The 19,801-nt window shown below is 42.1% G+C and carries 16 protein-coding genes; 10 read left to right on the top strand and 6 right to left on the bottom strand.

All coding sequences use genetic code 11. The annotated features are described in order from the left end of the window. The first annotated feature begins 148 nt into the window (after positions 1-148). From BGP76_RS10335 to BGP76_RS10325, 3 genes are all read left to right on the top strand, one after another. The gene (locus BGP76_RS10335; RefSeq protein ID WP_073124612.1) at positions 149-943 is read left to right on the top strand and encodes a hypothetical protein; all 795 of its coding nucleotides are present in this window, start codon (positions 149-151) and stop codon (positions 941-943) included. A gap of 102 nt (positions 944-1,045) precedes the next feature. Next, positions 1,046-2,161 (top strand): glycosyltransferase, encoded by a 1,116-nt coding sequence (locus BGP76_RS10330; protein ID WP_158584227.1) that lies wholly within the window; start codon positions 1,046-1,048, stop codon positions 2,159-2,161. Between the two features lie 137 nt (positions 2,162-2,298). Continuing rightward, positions 2,299-3,522 (top strand): glycosyltransferase family 1 protein, encoded by a 1,224-nt coding sequence (locus BGP76_RS10325; RefSeq protein ID WP_073124608.1) that lies wholly within the window; start codon positions 2,299-2,301, stop codon positions 3,520-3,522. A 41-nt stretch (positions 3,523-3,563) separates the two neighbouring features. On the opposite strand, the gene BGP76_RS10320 is transcribed toward BGP76_RS10325, so the two are convergent. Both BGP76_RS10320 and BGP76_RS10315 read right to left on the bottom strand, forming a co-directional pair. Further along, positions 3,564-5,474 (bottom strand): ABC-F family ATP-binding cassette domain-containing protein, encoded by a 1,911-nt coding sequence (locus tag BGP76_RS10320; RefSeq protein ID WP_119844601.1) that lies wholly within the window; start codon positions 5,472-5,474, stop codon positions 3,564-3,566. Positions 5,475-5,609: 135 nt separating this feature from the next. Then, on the bottom strand, positions 5,610-5,960 hold the full coding sequence (locus tag BGP76_RS10315) for a T9SS type A sorting domain-containing protein (RefSeq protein WP_073124604.1): 351 nt from the start codon (positions 5,958-5,960) through the stop codon (positions 5,610-5,612). 278 nt (positions 5,961-6,238) lie between these two features. On the opposite strand from BGP76_RS10315, the gene BGP76_RS10310 reads away from it, so the two are divergent. From BGP76_RS10310 to BGP76_RS10285, 6 genes are all read left to right on the top strand, one after another. After that, positions 6,239-7,399 carry a sorbosone dehydrogenase family protein gene (locus BGP76_RS10310; protein WP_119844600.1) on the top strand — a complete coding sequence of 387 codons (1,161 nt, stop codon included), beginning with the start codon at positions 6,239-6,241 and terminating at the stop codon, positions 7,397-7,399. Beyond that, entirely contained in the window at positions 7,399-8,052 is a 654-nt protein-coding gene (locus BGP76_RS10305; protein ID WP_119844599.1) for an alpha/beta hydrolase, read from the top strand. Before BGP76_RS10310 ends, BGP76_RS10305 begins: the two co-directional genes overlap by 1 nt. An 81-nt stretch (positions 8,053-8,133) precedes the next feature. Continuing rightward, a complete protein-coding gene (locus BGP76_RS10300; protein WP_119844598.1) occupies positions 8,134-9,975 on the top strand; it encodes a M1 family metallopeptidase in 1,842 nt (613 codons plus the stop codon). 31 nt (positions 9,976-10,006) lie between these two features. Then, positions 10,007-11,224: a DEAD/DEAH box helicase gene (locus BGP76_RS10295; protein WP_073124596.1), complete on the top strand. Its 1,218-nt coding sequence runs from the start codon at positions 10,007-10,009 to the stop codon at positions 11,222-11,224. 116 nt (positions 11,225-11,340) lie between these two features. Beyond that, the gene (locus BGP76_RS10290; RefSeq protein ID WP_073124595.1) at positions 11,341-11,622 is read left to right on the top strand and encodes a hypothetical protein; all 282 of its coding nucleotides are present in this window, start codon (positions 11,341-11,343) and stop codon (positions 11,620-11,622) included. A 15-nt stretch (positions 11,623-11,637) separates the two neighbouring features. Next, a complete protein-coding gene (locus tag BGP76_RS10285; protein WP_073124593.1) occupies positions 11,638-12,429 on the top strand; it encodes a helix-turn-helix domain-containing protein in 792 nt (263 codons plus the stop codon). 77 nt (positions 12,430-12,506) lie between these two features. Here the strand turns inward: BGP76_RS10285 and BGP76_RS10280 are convergent, their stop codons facing one another. Continuing rightward, the gene (locus BGP76_RS10280; protein ID WP_119844597.1) at positions 12,507-13,673 is read right to left on the bottom strand and encodes a porin; all 1,167 of its coding nucleotides are present in this window, start codon (positions 13,671-13,673) and stop codon (positions 12,507-12,509) included. A 116-nt stretch (positions 13,674-13,789) separates the two neighbouring features. Continuing rightward, positions 13,790-14,899 carry a Na/Pi symporter gene (locus BGP76_RS10275; RefSeq protein ID WP_073124589.1) on the bottom strand — a complete coding sequence of 370 codons (1,110 nt, stop codon included), beginning with the start codon at positions 14,897-14,899 and terminating at the stop codon, positions 13,790-13,792. 174 nt (positions 14,900-15,073) lie between these two features. Between BGP76_RS10275 and BGP76_RS10270 the strand changes: the two genes are divergently transcribed. Next, entirely contained in the window at positions 15,074-16,774 is a 1,701-nt protein-coding gene (locus BGP76_RS10270; RefSeq protein ID WP_119844596.1) for a Na/Pi cotransporter family protein, read from the top strand. 56 nt (positions 16,775-16,830) lie between these two features. Here the strand turns inward: BGP76_RS10270 and BGP76_RS10265 are convergent, their stop codons facing one another. Further along, entirely contained in the window at positions 16,831-18,903 is a 2,073-nt protein-coding gene (locus tag BGP76_RS10265) for a helix-hairpin-helix domain-containing protein (protein ID WP_119844595.1), read from the bottom strand. Next, positions 18,900-19,724: a hypothetical protein gene (locus BGP76_RS10260; RefSeq protein ID WP_119844594.1), complete on the bottom strand. Its 825-nt coding sequence runs from the start codon at positions 19,722-19,724 to the stop codon at positions 18,900-18,902. Before BGP76_RS10260 ends, BGP76_RS10265 begins: the two co-directional genes overlap by 4 nt. Positions 19,725-19,801: the final 77 nt, after the last annotated feature.

Genomic DNA, 19,801 nt, shown 5'->3' with positions numbered 1-19,801 from the left:
TGTTTTCATGTAAAACAATATTAAATGCGTTTGGGGTAGATTATGTTTGCGCTTTATTTTAAATACAGCATAAATGAGCAGGATCGTTACCGAAACCATGAGGTTATTAACCTTGAGGAGTACAAATTCAAGTTATTGGATCAAAAGAATGAGTAACAAGCCAAGATCAAAGGCTGTTATATCTTTGTCAGTGTTACCTACTCGATTTAAAGGGCTGACGCCCACGCTCAATTCACTCACTGATCAGTCTGTCCTTCCCGAAAAAATCATTCTCAATTTACCGAAGGCTTTTGAGCGAGACAAGGCTGAGTACATCATTCCAGATTATGTGACTAATCACCCTTTGGTAGAGATTAATTGGATAGAAAAAGACATGGGCCCAGCCACTAAGCTACTACCTACACTTAATTTGTATGAAAACGAGCCTGAGAAATTAATTATCATAGTGGACGATGATCAGCTATATCCAAAGGGTATGGTTGAGAATTATATCAATCAATCTAAGAGCCTCCCCGATGCAGCAATGACTTTGTCTGGTTGGACTGTACCTAGCAGTTTTGATCATGGTGATAAAGTGCAATTGTATGGAGCAATTGTACGTATCTACCGCAAAGATACGTCTGTAGATGAACCCGTGCGTGTAGACTGCTTGCAAGGGGCTGCAAGTTTTGCTGTTAAGCCTAAATTATTTGATAGAGGGGTTTTTGATTTCGATAATGCACCTAGAGAAGCTTTTTTTGTAGATGATATTTGGGTAAGTGGGAATTTGTCCCGTTGTAAATCTCCAGTTTATGTGGTGCCAGCCCCGTTTCGTTACGGTCGATTCGTGTCATTGAGACAATCAGCAGAATTTGGCCTTTCGAGTACAGTCAATGCTGATAATACAAACAATAATAAGCTTTACCGGTATTTTCAAAAAGAGTGGTGGTCTCTAAATCAATAATTTAGTACTCAAATAGACAGTCTATACATGTTCACTTTAGTTGATTGTAATAATTTTTGGAGCCCATCTGGAGGGGGAGTACGGCGATATCATTTGGAAAAGATGGAGTACTTTAAAGATCGGGCTGATGTCAAGTACGTATTTGTCATGCACGATAGTGAGACCTATACTGAACAGATCGGTTCTAACGCATATATCGAACACCTGAAAGTGCCGAAGGTTTTTGGGAACTGGGAATATAGATACCTTACCAATAGTGATCGAATTGCTCCGTTGCTGGTCAAGCATGATCCTGACGCGATCGAGATAGGCTCACCTTATATTATGCCAAGAATCGTAAATAATGTGGTCACGAAGCATCATTTGAAAGCAAGAGTGTATGGGTTTTGGCATGCAGATTTTCCAGTGACCTATGTGAAGCGGTTTTTGTCGGGATTGCCGTTTTCGTTGGATCAGAGAGGTGAAGAGTTGGCATGGGCATATGCCCGGAAAAACTACAACCGTATGACAGGGGTATTGGCGTCTAGTGAGATCATTCTTGACCGGATGAAATTGAATGGGATAGAAAATACACATTTCGTGCCTCTAGGAGTCAATGAAGTGTTGTTTAACCCTGATAAAAAGGATTTGTCTCTTGTTGAGGAGTTGAAAGCAGGAGATTCTAATCGCTTGGTGATGTTTTTTCCTCACCGATTTTGCAAGGAGAAGGGGTTAGATGTGCTATTAGATGCATACCCAATTCTTTGTGAGAAGTTGAATGTCGAGCCTACACTAGTGTTAGCAGGGATGGGTCCAGATATTAAACGGGTACAATTGGCTGCTGAAAAATATGAGCATGTACGTTTCAAAGGGTTTATCCAGAGCAAAGAAGAAATGGCAACCTATTATGCTAGTGCGGATTTGGGATTTGCACTGAGTGCTTGGGAGACTTTTGGTTTGTCACTGGTGGAAGCGTTAAGTGCGGGACTACCGTTAATTGCTGCCGGTGATGGTGCAGCTAAAGAGCATATTGATCGATCTGGAGCGGGGTATGTGTTAGATACTGTGACACCAGAGAATCTTGCAGAGATGATCGTTGCTTTCGTGAATAGCTCTGAACGAGTCTCGTTCAAGGTTAAAGCAAGAGAATATGCCAAGCACCTCAATTGGAAGAATTGTTTTGACAAGCTACTGAGGATTTACCAAGAGTCAGGAGAGGAAGAAAGTATAAAAAAATAGTCATGTCATTAGGGGTAATCCACCATTAAAGTGACACCATAGTAGAAGTCTTGAAAAGCCAGTTTGGTTTGATAGGCTAAAAAATTGGTTTGGTATTTGTCAGACTAATTGGAATTATCACCGTACATAGTACCTGAATGCAGAATATTAGAAAAAAAGTAGTGCTCTTCGCCGATGTGTTGGAAGAGGATTTTGATGGAGTTAGCGTTACTTTAAACAAGATAATTGCAAATTTCCCAAAGGATCGATTTGATCTTTTGATCGTAACGCCACATCCCCCAAAGGATATGAGCGGGATCGATTTCAAGATTTTGATATGCCCTTACATTGGTCTTCCGTTTCAGGAGGGGTATAGATTAGGCCTGCCAGGCAGAATGAAGGGGCTTAAGGCTGAGTTGGATAAATTTCAACCGGATGTGTTGCACTTTACTTCCCCGTCACTATTGGGTCGCTATGCCATCAAATATGCAAAGCGTAATAATATACCAGTGATGACTATCTATCACACGCATTATCCAACCTATTTCAAATATTACCTAGGGAAAATAGGAGATTTCTTTTTGGGTGGTTTGTTTAACCAAGGAATGGCGTGGTATTATAAGAACGCAAATTTGACTCTTGTACCGACAGGACCTGTTCGCAGGGATTTAGAAAAATTAGGAATCAAACGTGATACGATGGCAATATGGGGTCGTGCGATTCATGCCAATCGTTTCAATCCAGAGTTTTATAGAGAAGACTTTTTTAAAGATCGAGTACCTGAGGGTAATAAGACGGTGTTGTTTGTCAGTCGTCTGATCAAAGAAAAGAATGTAGCTGTTTTGGCAGATATGTATCAGCTGTTCGAAAGGAAGAACAAAAAGATCACTATGGTGATAACAGGAGAAGGTCCAGAGAGAGAATGGTTGGAAGAGAGAATGCCGAAGGCACTTTTTACGGGTAAGCTTCGTGGAGATGAATTGTCACAGACCTATGCGTCTGCGGATTTGTTTTTCTTCCCATCTGCATCTGAGACTTTTGGTAACGTGGTGTTGGAAGCAATGGCATCTGGTACGCCAGTGGTAGCTGCTGACGCTTGTGGGCCCTCTGATATCGTCAAGAATGGCGTGACAGGATACTTAGCAGCTCCAGGTTCGCTTCGTGGTTTCTACAAGAGGATCTTGACTATACTAGGAGATGACCATCTTCGTGAGCGTATGAGTCGTCAGGCTTTTGAATATGCCAATGCCAAGACGATAGACAACCTGCATGCTGAACTCTGGCAGCACTATGACCGTGTGATCAAAGGGTATAATCTCTGTAAATCGAGACAAGAACAGGCACTAGCCGAAGAAATGGCACTGAGCTATGAGAAGTCCTAAAGGCTGGAAAATATAACTAAGACAAAATAGAAGAGCTGGGATCAATTTTCCAGCTCTTCTATTTTTAGTGCCAAATCTTCCCATGTTTCGGTGGCGTCTTCTAGCTGCTTTTGTAATTTTTCATACTGAGCATTCAGTTTGTTTAGCTTATCGAGATCGTTGAAGTGGTCTGGATTGGCCATGTCTACTTCTTGTTGTGCTTTCTCAGTTTCTAGCTTTTCTATTTTTGCTTCCACCGCAGATAGTTCTTTATTCAACTTAGAGAGTTGGACTTGATCCACATCCTTGGCTTTTTTCTTTTTCTCTTTTGGAGCAGTGTCTTGTTTCTTAGGGGCAGGAGTTGCTGCTTTAGGTTTTTGGTTTTGGCTTGCCCACCATTTGAATTCATCGTAGGTGCCAGGGTATTCTTTGATCTGTTGATCTTCGAGCCACCAGATTTTGTTGGCTACTTTACTTACAAAGTACCTGTCGTGAGATACGAGTATGAAAGTCCCCTCATATTGCTCTAGTGCCTGTATTAGTATATTGACCGACTGAATATCGAGGTGATTAGTCGGTTCGTCAAGTAGTAAAAAGTTGGCTTCTGAGATCAAGGTTTTTGCTAGGGCAACTCTTGATTTTTCTCCCCCAGATAAAACTTTAATCTTCTTGAATACATCTTCGTCTGAGAACAAAAAGCACCCCAGTACTCCTCTGAGTTCTTGTTCAGATTTTCCAGATCCAAATTGCTTTAGCTCTTCGAGAATTTCATTTTCGATGTTGAGAGACTGTAATTGATGTTGTGCAAAAAAGGCAGGATTGACGTTGAATCCAATTTTGGCTTCTCCTTCCATATTATCATCTCCATCAATCATCCGAAGGAGGGTGGATTTTCCTTTACCATTCGCACCGATAAGGGCGATTTTGTCACCTCTTTCGATGTTGGCACTAGCTTTTGTTAGAATATCAATATCGGGATAGGACTTGGATACTTCGTCCAAGGTGACGACATGTCGACCTGACTGCTTCCCAAAGTTGAACTTGAAGTTGATGGCTACATTGTCTTCGATGACGTCTTCGAGACGGTCCATTCTGTCTAGTGCTTTGACGCGTGATTGTACTTGTTTGGCTTTGGTAGCCTTAGCACGAAATCGCTCAACAAACTTCTCCGTTTGCTTGATTTGCTGTTGTTGGTTGAGGAAGGCGTTTTTTTGTAGCTCGTTTCGTAGCTCTTTCTCTTGTAGGTAGTTGGTGTAATTTCCAGGGTATGCGGTGAGTTTTTGCTGGCTCACTTCGACAATGGTATTGATGGTGTTGTTAAGGAATTCTCTATCGTGAGATACGACGATCACTGCTCCTTCGTAGTTCTTGAGATAATTTTCTATCCACTGAATCGAGGGGAGGTCGAGGTGGTTGGTGGGTTCGTCGAGCATGAGCAACGAAGGAGACTCTAGTAGTAATTTGGCAAGGATGACACGCATGCGCCAGCCCCCAGAGAACTCTTTGAGTGGTCGCTGCAGATCCGATGTTTTAAATCCGATTCCTTCTAGCACCTCTTCGGCTTTGCTTTGCAGCGTGTAACCATCCTTGGTTTCGAACTCTTCCTGTAGTCTCGCTAGCCTGTCTACCAGTTTGTCCTCATAGTTGGTTTCCATGAGTTTGATTGTCCTATCTATCTCATGTTGGATGTCTATGACGTCCTGAAAGGCTTCCATTACGACGGATAGTATGGAGTCTTCGGACTGAAAGGAGAGCATATCTTGGTTGAGAAACCCTATGCTGCAGTCTTTTGATTTACTGATTTCACCTCCGTCTTTTTTGAGTTGATTGGTGATGAGCTTGAGGAGGGTGGATTTACCTGTGCCATTTAGTCCGATCAAACCAATTTTGTCTTTGGGTTTGATGTGTAGAGATGCTTCTTCGAATAGTGCGCGACTGCCTAAATAGTAGGATAAATTATTGATTGAAATCATGCCGCAAATATGATAAAGATGTTTGACCTATACGGTACTCAAACGGACTAATTGGGAATAGCTTGACTTGCTAGGACATAAAAAAGCCTCGGCAAATACTGCCAAGGCTCAAATTCATCAAGTAGGGCAGTACCCTTACTTCAATGCGATAGTTTTCTTCACGCTATACACGTCGTTGGATACTGTGTAAGCGTAGTTTCCTGCAGGGTAAGCAGATAGGTCGAATGCTTTGGCATATTTAGCACCTTCTACTTTCTTGTCAGAATAGATCAAAGCACCGTAATTGTCATAGATTCTTACTTTTACTTCTTCACCTTCTAGTTTGTCAAAGATCACGATTACTTTAGAATCAGCAGTCGCTTTGATCTGTACTTTAAGCTCAGGGCTGACTACTTTTTCAGATTTCTCAGCTTTTTCTCCAGCGAAAGCTAGTGAAGAGCATGCTACCATTAGGGTCAGGGCGATTGTTTTGATTGTCGTTTTCATCGTAGTAATATTTTGTTTGTTTGAATTTGATTACGATGCAATGATAGCACAGCCCTACAGCCTACTAAAGCGGAAATCGGTGAGCTTCAAGATTTTTCAGGTGAAGTTAAGCTTTTCTCTGATTGGTGTTTTGAGCAGATATCTGTGTTTTGTTTTTTTGAGATACCGCAAAGTGAGGCAGCAGGGCATTCTTGCGACCTAGTCGTAGAAAATCCCAACTTATATTTTGGCTATCCCGTCTAAAGGCTAAATTGTACACTCAATCTATGAAACCAAAAATGAAGAATCTAATCACCTACCTGCCCCTGTTAGCATGGCTGACGATAAGTAGTTCATGTGGATCAACTGAAACGGGTTCTGAACAACCTGCCGACGAGTCTGATACGATCGAAGAACCGACTGGACAACTGGCGACATTGAAGTTACCAGAGGGTTTTCAAATCTCAGTGTATGCAGATGGAGTTGAGAATGCGAGATCAATGGCAGTCAGTCCAAGTGGGGTACTCTATGTAGGAACTAAGGATGCGGGTAAGGTCTATGCGATCAAAGATACAGATGGAGACGGTCAGGCAGATGAGGTGATTACGTTACTAGAGGATCAGAATATGCCAAATGGGATAGCTTTTAGAGACGGTAGCCTGTATGTCGCGGAGGTTGATCAACTGACCAGATATGACGATATAGAACGACAGTTGGATGCTTTAGGTGAGGGAACGGTGATTTATGATGATTATCCGTCGGACAAGCATCATGGCTGGAAGTATATTGCTTTTGGCCCGGATGGTAAACTCTACATACCTGTAGGTGCCCCCTGTAATATATGTGAGAGTAAGGACGAAATATACGCCTCCATCACCAGAATGAATCCCGATGGCTCGGATCGTGAAATTTACGCACATGGAGTGAGAAATTCAGTAGGTATCACGTGGGATTCTGCTGGTACACTTTGGTTTACTGATAATGGTCGTGATTTGCTCGGGGATGATATGCCTCCTTGTGAGCTAAACAAGGCGACCAAGCTGGGGCAGCATTTTGGGTATCCCTACTGTCATGGTGGAGATATTGCAGACCCTGAGTTTGGAGCTAAGTTCCCCTGTTCGGATTTTGTGATTCCAGCTCGTAAGTTAGGTGCGCATGTAGCGCCGTTGGGATTGAAGTTTTATAATGGAGAGATGTTTCCTCAGGACTATCGTGGGTCTATCATTATCGCTGAACATGGCTCATGGAATCGCTCCAAAAAGGTAGGCTACAGACTCACTCAGGTCAAAGTTCAGGATGGGAAAGCGATTTCTTATGAGCCGTTCGTAGAGGGATGGTTGGATGTAGAGGAGCAGGAGGCATGGGGAAGACCTGTCGATGTATTAGTCCTTGACGATGGGAGTCTGTTGGTCTCGGACGATAAGGCAGGCAAGATTTACCGAATAAGCTACAGCGACTGATGGGGCAAGTCAACCACGTGTCAGTGGAGATACAGGCTAGTTATCATACGCTCAATGAATTAACCAGAGACACCAAACATATTTGGCTGGTGTGTCATGGGTATGGACAGCTATCTGAGCATTTTATTGGTCACTTTGACGAGTTAGATGCTGAGACACATCATGTGATTGCGCTACAGGGCTTGTCTAAGTTCTATCTGCCAGGTCATAGGCAAGTGGGAGCGAGCTGGATGACTAAGGAAGATCGGGCAGTTGAGTTGACAAATCAACAAGCTTATTTTTCGTCAGTCATGTCTGTAGCATTAGATAGGCGTGAGATTGCTGATTATCAAATTCATTTGTTAGGCTTCTCGCAGGGCGTGTCTGCGATATGTAGATTGGCTGCTCACTTGCAGCTGCCACTTGCATCTCTGATACTTTGGGCAGGGAGTTTTCCTCCAGAGTTGCAGGCTTCTGATTTTTCGTTTCTGTCTGGAGAGGAAAAAATATATGGAGTCTTGGGAGATAATGATCGATACTTTGATACTGATCTTTATGCGATTGAAATGGAGAAAGTAGCTATAGCCACTGGAATAGATCCCGAACTGATACCTTATCAAGGAGCGCATGAGTTGAATCCCCAGGTTTTGAACTCCATAGTGTCCAAGTTTTAATCCTACCGTCTATCAAAATGTTCTGGGTAAAACCTTATACCCTCTTTAGTTTGCACGAAGGAAAAAAATCAAAAGTTAGTTATGAAATACATCAAAGCGTTAATGATCCTGTTGGTGCCAGTCATGTCCCTGGCACAAGACCGATGGCAACAAAGAGTAGAATACAAAATGGAGATTGATATGGACGCTGCCTCCAACCGATTCACTGGAGATCAAACGCTGAAGTATTATAATAATTCGCCAGACACGTTGACTCGCGTATATTTTCATCTCTATTATAATGCCTTTCAGCCGGGTAGTATGATGGATGTACGCAGTAGAACTCTGCCTGACCCAGATCGCAGGGTGAAAGATAGAATCTACAAGCTCGAAGAGAATGAAATCGGCTATCACAAGATTGAGTCTCTCAAACAAAACGGGAAGAAACTAAGCTATACCATAGATGGTACGGTTATGATCGTAGATCTCAAGAAGCCCATATTACCTCGATCTACAGCAGAGTTTTCGATGAAGTTCGAGAGTCAGGTGCCACTACAGATTAGAAGAACGGGTCGGGACAATGCCGAAGGTGTGCGTCTATCTATGGCACAGTGGTTTCCTAAAATCGCCGAATATGATAGAGCTGGTTGGCACACGCACCCTTATATAGCCAGAGAGTTTTATAGCCCATGGGGAGATTATGATGTGAAGATCACGATTGACAGTGCCTATAACATAGGGGCTACTGGTGTGCTACAGAATACGAGTGAGGTAGGCAAAGGCTATGGTGCGGGACGTCCGACTGCTGAGAAGATGACTTATCATTTCAAAGCAGAAAATGTGCATGATTTTGTTTGGGCAGCTGATCCAGATTATCAACATGATGTGGTGGATATGAAAGAGGGACTACAGTTTCACTATTTTTATCAGGGAGATACCCTAGTGCAAGAGTGGAAGGATCTACAGGTCTATATGAAAAAGGCACTGCCATTCATCGAAGAGAATTTTGGAGAATATCCGTATCCTGTTTATTCGGTGATTCAAGGAGGCGATGGAGGAATGGAGTACCCGATGGCTACTTTGATCACTGGGCATAGAAGTGCTAGAAGTCTCGTAGGAGTGACTGTGCACGAGATGATGCATAGTTGGTATCAGATGATGTTAGCGACCAATGAGAGTTACTACTCTTGGATGGACGAAGGCTTTACAACCTATGCGTCTAATTTGGTGATGGACTATTTGTTCAACGAAAAATATCCAGCCATTAACCCTCATGGAGCAAATATGAGGGGCTATCGTCGATTGGTAGAGGCGGGTAAGGAAGAACCGCTGACGACACATTCAGACTTTTTTAGTACGAATTGGGCCTATGGGACGGCGGCTTATTCCAAAGGAGCAATTACACTCCGTCAGTTGGAGTACGTCGTGGGATCGGAGAATCTACGTGCTGGACTCCTACAGTATTACAAAGAATGGAGATTTAAGCATCCTGATATGTTGGATTTTCAAAAGATCATAGAGAAACAAAGTGGGATTGAGTTGGATTGGTATTTTGATTTTTGGGTAAAAACTACCAAATCGATCGATTATGCGATCACTCAAGTCTATGCGTCAGCAGGAAAAACGAATATCCACCTCCAGCGGATCGGGGAGATGCCTATGCCTGTAGATGTGAAGGTTACTATGCTAGATGGGACTGAACAATGGTATCACATAGCACTCGGACTCATGCGCGGTGCGAAACCTATCGCTAAGAATGCTGAACAGTTGACCAACTGGCCATGGGTCTACCCATATTATACTTTCTCAATCGACCTGCCATTGGCGCAGATCAAAAGCATACAGATCGATCCTGATGAGTTTACTGCCGATATGAATCCAGAGAACAATGCCTATCCTTTCAAGTCATCAACCGTCGAATTAAAAGGAGTTATTCAAGAATAAACACTAGATTTGACCTTTATCAAATCATAATATGACGTTAAAATTTAAAGAAGTTGGCATTCAAAGCCCCGTGCTAGAAAGTGTAGAGGCTATGGGTTATGAAACTACCACGCCAATACAAGAACAAGCAATTCCAATCATATTGAATGGAAAAGACCTGATCGCCTGCGCACAAACAGGGACAGGTAAGACTGCAGCATTTTTGTTGCCTACCATACAGCAGATTCAGGCTCAGGAAGATCACGGGTCTATCGATGCATTGGTCATCGTACCTACACGAGAGTTGGCAATACAGATCGATCAGCAGATACAGGGGTTAGGTTATTTTGTCAATATCAGTTCACTTGCTATCTATGGTGGTGGAGATGGTACTTCATGGGATGTCCAAAAGAAGGCTTTGGTCAATGGAGCTAACGTGATCATTGCCACGCCAGGTCGTTTGATTGCACACTTGAACCAAGAGTATGTAGACCTGTCTAAGGTGAAGCATTTTATCTTGGACGAAGCAGATCGTATGTTGGATATGGGATTCTATGATGATATCAAAAAGATCATGGAAGGTCTGCCAGCCAAAAGACAAAATTTAATGTTCTCAGCGACTATGCCTCCTAAAATGCGAAAGCTTGCTAAGGAAGTACTGAATGAACCAGAGGAATTGAATATTGCGATCTCTAAGCCAAGTGCTGCGATAGTGCAAGCTGCCTTCATGGTATATGATGGACAGAAATTGGACTTAATTAAACATCTACTCAAGGCAAAACCACTTGAGAGCGTGTTTGTCTTCCTCTCTAAAAAATCAGAAGTTGATAGAGCTGCTGCTGAGATCAAGAAGATAGGTATCAATGCAGAAGCAATCCATTCAGGTCTAGAGCAGTCTCGAAGGGAAGTTGTACTGCAGGAGTTTATCAATAAGAAAATTAATGTTCTCGTAGCGACTGACGTGATGAGCCGTGGGATCGACATCAAAGGGATCGACATGGTGATCAATTACAACGTGCCTGGAGATGCGGAGGATTATGTGCACCGTATCGGACGTACAGGACGAGCAGAGGCCAAGGGTATTGCATTTACCTTCGTCAATGAGGAGGATATGTTTAAGTTCAGCAAAATCGAGGAGCTGATAGAGAAGGATATTAGAAAAGTTCCGCTACCTGAGTATATAGGGGAGGGGCCAGAGTACAACCCAAAGGCGTCATCTAAATTCAGAGGAAGTTCACGTCCAAAGCGAGGTTTTAGTAAGAGAAAGTAGTTAATGCTAAAATAATTAGTTAATTATTTTGCCTGCTAAAAGTAATAGGCTAATTTTATTATCAAATAGTGCTAGTAGTACAATTTGTATCTCATTAATTGATAATAAAATTAGTAATGGAAGAATATCATATCGGAGGAAACTATAAGCTGAAGCTATCCTCAAAGAAATTGAAGTCAGGAAAATGCCAAGTGAAGTTCCATGCCTCTTTGGAACAGAAGAAGAATATGTATGGCTATGTTCTAGCAGACTCTGGGGAGACATTGACCAATGTCGTACAGAAGATTTACATGCGCCTCGATCAAATACAGCACAACGGAAATACACATCATATCAACCTATATTCGATCGGTCGTGCCTGTAATAATGACAATGGTATTATTATGTTTGAGGCCTAAATTAGAAGTCACCGTATGGAAGTTGCTAAGCTGAACGAGAATATTAAATTTCTGAGAAAGAATTTTGGGTACACACAGGAGACCTTTGCCAATGCGATTGGTATCAAGCGGTCTTTGGTGGGAGCCTACGAAGAAGGGCGAGCAGATCCACGACTCAATAATTTGCTTCGTATGTCAGAGCTGTTTAATGTGAGTGTTGATACACTGATCAGCAAAGATGTGTCTAAGTTGTCTGACGAGGATTTATATATTACTGGTGATGGTGCAAAAATATTGTCTATAACAGTGGATAGTCAGGAGCGTGAAAATATCGAACTGATACCACAAAAGGCTTCTGCGGGTTATCTTAACGGTTATGCAGATCCAGATTATATCGAGTCATTGCCGAGGTTTCAGTTACCTATGCTCCCGAGCAACGCTACCTACAGAGCTTTTGAAATATCGGGCGATTCTATGCTTCCTTTGCAGCCTGGTACGATTATCATTGGTCAGTATTTGGAGCGTATTTCTGATATTAAGAATGGTAAAACCTATGTACTCCTGAGCAAGGAAGAGGGTGTCGTCTATAAGCGTGTCTTTAACTATGTCGATGAAAATGGTATGCTATTTCTCGTGTCAGATAATAAATCCTATTCTCCGTATCAAGTGGATGCTAAAAATATCATAGAGGTGTGGGAGTCCAAAGCATTTATCAGTATAGATTTTCCAGATCCTAGTTCGTCTACGCCAGAGATGAATATGACTGAACTTACTGCCATAGTTGCCAACCTGCAAAGCGAAATAGTGAAGCTAAAGGAAGACAAGTAACAGTGAGGGGTAAGATGGGCTCTATTATTACTAATCTTCCTGTGATAGATGAATGAATCGATAAGGGTGAAGTCGAATTAAAAGCCTATTTCAGCTTGACACATGAACAACAGTTCGTTGGCCTCTTCATGATTGTTAATATAGGATGCGCTGCTCTGTAGTTTGAGTGTGTGGCCTGAGATGTACTTGGTCAAATTGAGTGTTACTATCTCTGAATCTGGAGCTATATCGATCCTTTCAGGTCTGTTGATGACGTATCGCCCAGCTATTTCAAACTTGTTTTTGAAAAGGTAACCTGTTGATAAATTGAAGGCTTCTCCCATATAAAAGTAACGCTGTTCCCCGAATTCATCCTGACCGAAAGCTGCACCATTCACTAAACGTCTGTTGGCGTACTCCGACATGATACTAAATCCATGATACTTGAACATCAGGTCTGCATATATACTACTGATGTCTACATGCGTGTCTAGGAACCTTCCTAATTGCCCTCTTTCACGGTTATTGTTGTCATTGAAGTCGTAGGTGATACCTATGGATAGCTTTGGTTTAGGTTCTCTCATTAGATCTCCACCAAAGTAGTCACCTTTTTTTTGGAACTTTCCAAAGGGTAGAACTTCAGCTCTGACGGTATATCCATATCCTTGAACATTAGAAGCAGTGATGTTTCGACCTTCTCCCATGGAGATGGATCCTATCTCTCTGATTATCCAGCCGTTCATTTCGTGTTCATGATGTAATTGGAGTCCCATGTCTCGATCCAGATTGTAAAATGCATTGAGTTCACTGCGCTCAGTAAACTGCATCGAGCCAGAGGATATGACTCTTTCTCGGTTACCAGGTAGTTTAGTTTGACCTCCCCAGAGTTCCCAGCCTTCCCTGAACTCCCATTTTAGTACTGCGTCAAGTACGATATTGGCTGCACCATTGTTTTCGTTGTAGAAGTTGCCTTGATCGCGATTAGAGAGTCCTAGTTCGATTTTGTATTGTATGCTTGGGTCGTACAAAAAACCCTTGAATTTGATTCGGTATCTTCTGATGAGGAAGTTGTCTGTATAGTTGCTATTCTCGAGATTCATGAGCCCAGAGTATCTGGACTGAAACCTAACATTGATTTGAGTGCTAAATGACGAGTCTTTAGCAGTGTATCTGATGCCATTTCCTAGTTTGTTGTCTGCAAATCCTTGCGAATATGCGGACGCACTGACACAAAGGAATAACATTCCTAAGATGTATAATCTCATTTTCTGAATTTTGATTAAGCTGCAAGGTTAGATATAATCGGTAACATTGACTTAATATTCAGGAAACATTTGCGTATTGTTGCTTGATATGCTTCGCTTAGAAGATGTTGTTAATTTTAGAGTTTTCCTAAGAAAATAAGTGAGAGAGGGAGGATGAAAAATACGACCAATATGTAGAAAAAACCTATGATTTTATATCTCATGGTCATTGATCCGAATTTTTGTGCGTAGATGACTGGTATCTTTTTGATACCAGGGGTCAATAGGAATATAACTGTGCCTATCAGGTTGAAAAGGAAGTGCACCAAGGCGATATTCATAGCTGCTTCTGATTTGTTGACTGCAGCGATGAGGGCGGTAATTGTTGTCCCAATATTCGCCCCTACTATGTAGGGAAATATCTTCTCTAGTTTGATTTTTCCTGTGGCACCTAGTGGGACGATCACTGTAGTGGAGATAGAGCTTGACTGGATGACAGCTGTTAAGATAGCCCCTAAACTAAAGGCGTTGAAGTTGTTTTTGAAGAATACAGATTCGAACTTTTCCCTCATCGTACCAATCATTCGGTTACTGATTGTTTTGGACATAATCTTAATTGATCCAAACAAGCTAGCTGTTGAAAGTAGAATGAGTAAAGGTTTGAAACTAGTGATGCCTATCAAATAGCTATTGATATAATCAAATAAGCCAGAGTGTGTTACTGCTACGTCTGTTGCCGTTTTATTTTTGAAACCTACAAAATGAGTGATGTCTTGTGATAGCTCAGTTAATATGTGATAATTCCATTCGAGAGGGAAAAGGATCGTCACGGTTAGAATGTTAAAAAAATCATGCATGACGCCTGTCGCTATAGCATTTTTAAACTCCTTGTTGTTGGTGATATAACTGAGCGATACGATGGTACTGGTTAGTGTGGTGCCGATGTTAGCGCCCATGACCATAGGTACTGCGTTTTGTAGTGGGAGACTGCCTGAGGCGACTATCGCTACGATTAGTGATGTACTGGTAGAACTGCTCTGAATCACTGCAGTTATAAAAATCCCTATAAATAGGCTCACAAATGGGTTGGAAATGATGTCTAGCAACCTGATGACTGTGTCATTACCTATGATCTGAAATGTCTCTGTCATCAAGTCTAGCGACCAAAGAAAAATGGTCAAAGAAATTACTAGACTAAGTACAAACTTGATGATACCTTTGGGCGCATGTTCAGATGTTTTTATCATAAGGAAGCGCAAAATTAATATATATGTCGGTGCGCAATGTTAATAAATCATTAACTGTTCTATGGTGATTTTAGGTGATTACGGTGATATGTTAATATTTAAATAAAATGGTACGTGTGAATAATTCTTACATTTGCACGCGTTTGAAATAATCGAATATTTAAAAAGAGAAAGGTGGAATACGGCATTTTTGAGATTTTAAAGCTAATTGGAGCACTCGGGTTCTTTATCTATGGGATGAAGGTCATGAGTGAATCTATCCAAAAGGTGGCAGGGGATAAGTTGAGAGGGGTGATGAGTCTCATTACATCTAATCGTTTTAGTGGAGTGTTGACTGGTTTTTTGACGACTGCTATCATACAGTCATCCTCAGCGACTACCGTGATGGTCGTGAGTTTCGTGAATGCGGGGCTTTTGAAGTTACGTCAAGCGATTAGCGTCATTATGGGTGCTAACATTGGCACTACAATTACGGCTATTTTAATATTATTTCTTGGATTTTCTAAGTTTAGCATATCTAATTATGCTTTGCCAATTATAGCACTGGGATTTCCTTTGTTGTTTGCGAAGCGAGCTGACCTAAAATATTGGGGTGAGTTTTTTATTGGTTTTGCACTTTTATTTATGGGATTGGATGAGTTGAAACATTCTGTGCCAGATTTGAAAAATAACCCTGAAATTCTAGAGTGGATCGCTAATCTAAATGAACTTGGGTTTTTAGCGATTATCATAGCAGTGCTTATAGGTACAATTTTGACGGTAGTAGTTCAGTCGTCTAGTGCCGCTATGGCGATAACGCTGATCATGTGTGACAATGGATGGATTCCGTTTGATATGGCGGCTGCTATTGTTTTGGGTGAAAATATAGGGACTACCATCACGGCTAATCTAGCAGCACTGGTTGGTAACGTACATGCCAAACGAGCTGCACGGGCTCACTTTGTATTCAATGCTGTGGGTGTAGTTTGGATGCTCTTGATATTCAATGTCTATATCAATGCAGTAGATACCTTCATGACGATGACGGATCATGGATCGCCTTTGACCAATGTAGCGGATGTGAAATGGGGATTGACTTATTTTCACATGAGTTTCAATATCATTAATACCTTATTGATGATATGGTTTGTGCCTTACATAGAGAAACTGGTGATCAAAATGGTACCATCAAAAGAAGAGGAAGATGATGAGTTTCATTTGGAATTCATTGGTACGAGTTTGATGCAGACGTCTGAGATTTCTCTCCTAGAGGCTAGAAAGGAGTTAACGGTCTTTGGTAAAATCATTAAGAAAATGCATAAGCTGTCTGTAGAGTTAATCACCTCGGATAGCGAGAAAAAAATAGAAAAGCTACTCAAGAAAATTGAGAAGTATGAACAACGTACAGATGATCTAGAGCTAGAAATAGATGATTACCTAGTGAAAGTAGCCGAAGGAAGGCTATCTGCCGCATCGTCTGAGGAGATCCGTGCGATACTCAGCATCACTGGTGATTTGGAGCGTGTAGCCGATATCATCATGCGGATGTCTAAAGACGCTAGCAAAAAGGCAAAGCATAAACTGAACTTTTCGAAGGAACAATTCAAGAATCTTGAAGAGATTATCGGATTGGTGGATAACGCCATAGATACGATGATGGATAATTTAAATATGTCCTATCGTGATGTAACACTGGATAGCGCGATGCTCATAGAAGAGGCGATTGATGTGAAAACGAAAAAATTGAACAAAGCATATTACAAGAAAATCGAAGAGAAAAACTATGATATACGTACAGGAGTGGCGTATAGGGATTTAGTTTTTGCTTGTGAGAAAATTGGTGATCACTTGATCAATGTGACAGAAAGTCTAGCAGACCTGAAAGCTGACGACTAATACCTAAAGCTACAAGTGAGGTGATAAAAAGGCTGTTTCGTGAGAGGCAGCCTTTTTTATATTTTGTAGCGGATTTGAAATTTGATTTCAGATTTGATGTGCCCGCTGATTTGTTCGTTGCTGGTACCTATGGATTCAGTTTTGGTATCGTAGTGGTACCGCCCATATTTAGCCCATAGCGTTATTTTTTTGTGAGGACGATATTGTACGAGAATGTAGCTACGCGTACCCAAGCCTGAGTAGGCGGGAATGGAAAAGGCATAAAGTAGATCTCTTTCATAGACGTACTGTCGGTTTTCATAGTCCTCGGTATCGAATACCGCAAAACGTGTACTGATTTTGAATCGCGCTATTTTGATATTGACATCCTGAATGATGGAGATGCCTTCCGTTTTGTTTCCAGCCAAATTATAGGTGCTGTATTGAACTCTAGACTTGAGGCCGAGATAGGTATTGACATTGAAATCTAGGTTGGCAGCTAATGAGCGTTTAAGTCCTGCCGCTAGTTTTTTGAGCTGGGTTTCTTGTGTGATCGTCAGTTCTTTGGACTGCTGACGATACTGTAGATAGAGGTTGATTTTCCGGTTAGGAGAGTGTTGTGCTTTGACGAGGTATTCATAACCTGTACTAGGTGCTTCGGCTCGATATCTGAGCCATGGAAAATGGAACCTGTCGTAGAATGCAGAAAAAGTCCAGCGTTTGGATGGTGACAGATGGATGCCCCAGTACATACCAGTTTCGTTGATGGTGCGAGAGCTTTCACCAAAAGCATTGCCGTAGAAGGCATGGTAGTTTCTGTCATAGTGGCGATAGACGAAGCTCATGGAGAGTATGGGGGACAGGCTGCTCATCAATCCAGCGACATAGGCTTTTCCGCCAGATTTGGATAGAGCAGCTTCTCCGAACAGGAGCATGTTGTGCCAGTTATAGTTCGCAAATACGCCCAAGTTATAGTTTTGCTGCCCCTTGAACTCGTGCTGGTTGTAGTTGGTAGGTGACTTGATCAAAGGGACGGAATACTGATTGTTGATGTAGGTGACTCCTCCTTGAAAATTCTTGTTGCCGATATCATTGTAGGTTAGATTGATCCCAAAGGTTTGCTCAGTGATTTGGTGACGTTTGTTCTTTTCTGTATGGGTGCGGTGAAAACCTGTCTCTTGTATGCTCGACACGTATTCTTCATAGCTTTCTAGATCACCAGCAGGTTGAATGCCTGCGTCTTTTCGCGTATGCGAGTAGAATGGACTGATATCGATGTGTTTGGCTAATGTGTAGGTAAAGGCCGCACCTCTCATGAAACCAGACTCGAGTACAGAGCTGTACGGACGAATGCCTGAGTTGCCACGTTTGACAGTGGTAATGGTTTCAGCACCTTTGCCAGGGTTGAATCCTGCTCCGAGTATTAGCCCTTGCCCGAATTGCATCTGGTAGTCTCCCAAATTGATTTTTTTGAAGTTGCCTTTATTCTCTAGAAACAGGTGAAAGGAATAGTAGTCAAACCCATACTGCTTTTGTTTATGATCCCAAATCATCTGTTCTCCAGCATCTTTTTCGAAGGTGAATCCGAGACTAAAATCTTTGGTATGTCGTGTCAAAAAACGTCCATAGACTTTGTATGGAGAACCGAGATACCTTCCAGAATCTTGGCGGATATAGCCTTTTTTGTTTTCCAATGTTCTTTCGGTTCGTAGCAGGAGGTAGGTGTTTTCTTCTTTTGCAATGCGTTGTATGAGATTTCCTTGTGTCGCATAGTCTCCTTTGGATCGGACGGTAATGAATGGACGTAGCTGGTCGATGGTTTGGGTGTCAAAATCATCTATGACCTGAAGTTCATAGATGGAGAGTAGTGGGCCATGGTGTGCGATGTAATCTGTGAGGTTGTTGATCTGGCGAATATTGAGTTGATAGAGGCTGTTCAATTCTGATTTGGTGGTGTTGTTGAGGTTGATAGGGTTGAGGTAGAGTTGATAGAGAGACTCGTAGAGATCGTCATAGTTGATGTCTTGATCGGGAACCTGAAACATATCTTCTACGAAAGTCTGTATATCGATCTCTGGCCGTTCGGGTTCTTGTGCCCAGACTGTAAGTGACAACCCCAATATCCATATCGTAGCAACGACCCGCTTCATTCTTTGCGTCTGATTTGGTAGGTAAAGGAGACTTGGTGGATGTTTCCTAGGTCAGGATGAATCCCAAAGGAATAGTCTGCTTTGAGGTGTTTGATATGAAAACCTAATCCGAAATTGCTGATAAAAGGTTCTGTTCGAAAACCCATGCGTAGGGCTAGCACTTTGATGATTTGGTATTCTAGACCTGTTCTTAGTGTGACAGGGTCGTCTAGGTTTTTCTCTACTTCGGCATTGAGCATGATGCTTTCATTGGGACGATAGCTTAGTCCTGTTTTCAGGTATGTCGGAACTAGTTCTTCTGTAGCGGTGGACAGTTCGGCTTGGTTGATGTTCGATATGTGCGCACCAAAATAGAGTTGTTCGCTGATCTTAGCTTTGCCTCCAAAGTCGATCATCATTTGGCTGCTGGTACCGCCATCTTCCACATAGTATTGAAAGTAGCTCATGTTGAGCCCGAGACTCACCAGCCCGAGTTGATAGCTGTAGCCGAGGTTGATGCGTTGTTCGTTTAGCAGGTCTCCTCCATAGCGATAGATACCTAAACCCAAAGTGCCGTTCCAGAGGGGGACAGTTGCTCCTATGGCGATGGTGGATAGTTCTGACAGGCCATATTGGTTTCTATAGGTGCCGAAGACAGATAGGTTTTTGACTTCAGCTAGAGCACCTATGTTATTGAAGAGTGCCCATTCGTCAGTGATCGTGACACTAGCACCTGCTAGCGAAGTAGAACGTGCACCTATAGAGTAGTCCCCATTTTGAGCCAGAGTAGACACAGATAGGCATAGCAAGAGTAGCAGGATGAGGGGTTGGTTGGTTTTCATCAATATCTAATTTAGACTATATTCTCTTCTATTTCAAGGCTTAAAGTTTAGATATTTCACAATCTTTGCCGAGAATT

Origin of the sequence: Reichenbachiella sp. MSK19-1 (assembly GCF_003590315.1) — a bacterium.
GTDB lineage: Bacteria > Bacteroidota > Bacteroidia > Cytophagales > Cyclobacteriaceae > Reichenbachiella > Reichenbachiella agariperforans.
This window is presented reverse-complemented; position numbering and strand designations above follow the sequence as displayed.

Excerpts from the sequence above, each read along its gene's own strand:
- BGP76_RS10335 (WP_073124612.1), top strand. The coding sequence starts at position 149 with ATGAGTAACAAGCCAAGATCAAAGGCTGTTATATCTTTGTCAGTGTTA.
- BGP76_RS10330 (WP_158584227.1), top strand. The coding sequence starts at position 1,046 with ATGGAGTACTTTAAAGATCGGGCTGATGTCAAGTACGTATTTGTCATG.
- BGP76_RS10325 (WP_073124608.1), top strand. The coding sequence starts at position 2,299 with ATGCAGAATATTAGAAAAAAAGTAGTGCTCTTCGCCGATGTGTTGGAA.
- BGP76_RS10320 (WP_119844601.1), bottom strand. The coding sequence starts at position 5,474 with ATGATTTCAATCAATAATTTATCCTACTATTTAGGCAGTCGCGCACTA.
- BGP76_RS10315 (WP_073124604.1), bottom strand. The coding sequence starts at position 5,960 with ATGAAAACGACAATCAAAACAATCGCCCTGACCCTAATGGTAGCATGC.
- BGP76_RS10310 (WP_119844600.1), top strand. The coding sequence starts at position 6,239 with ATGAAGAATCTAATCACCTACCTGCCCCTGTTAGCATGGCTGACGATA.
- BGP76_RS10305 (WP_119844599.1), top strand. The coding sequence starts at position 7,399 with ATGGGGCAAGTCAACCACGTGTCAGTGGAGATACAGGCTAGTTATCAT.
- BGP76_RS10300 (WP_119844598.1), top strand. The coding sequence starts at position 8,134 with ATGAAATACATCAAAGCGTTAATGATCCTGTTGGTGCCAGTCATGTCC.
- BGP76_RS10295 (WP_073124596.1), top strand. The coding sequence starts at position 10,007 with ATGACGTTAAAATTTAAAGAAGTTGGCATTCAAAGCCCCGTGCTAGAA.
- BGP76_RS10290 (WP_073124595.1), top strand. The coding sequence starts at position 11,341 with ATGGAAGAATATCATATCGGAGGAAACTATAAGCTGAAGCTATCCTCA.
- BGP76_RS10285 (WP_073124593.1), top strand. The coding sequence starts at position 11,638 with ATGGAAGTTGCTAAGCTGAACGAGAATATTAAATTTCTGAGAAAGAAT.
- BGP76_RS10280 (WP_119844597.1), bottom strand. The coding sequence starts at position 13,673 with ATGAGATTATACATCTTAGGAATGTTATTCCTTTGTGTCAGTGCGTCC.
- BGP76_RS10275 (WP_073124589.1), bottom strand. The coding sequence starts at position 14,899 with ATGATAAAAACATCTGAACATGCGCCCAAAGGTATCATCAAGTTTGTA.
- BGP76_RS10265 (WP_119844595.1), bottom strand. The coding sequence starts at position 18,903 with ATGAAGCGGGTCGTTGCTACGATATGGATATTGGGGTTGTCACTTACA.
- BGP76_RS10260 (WP_119844594.1), bottom strand. The coding sequence starts at position 19,724 with ATGAAAACCAACCAACCCCTCATCCTGCTACTCTTGCTATGCCTATCT.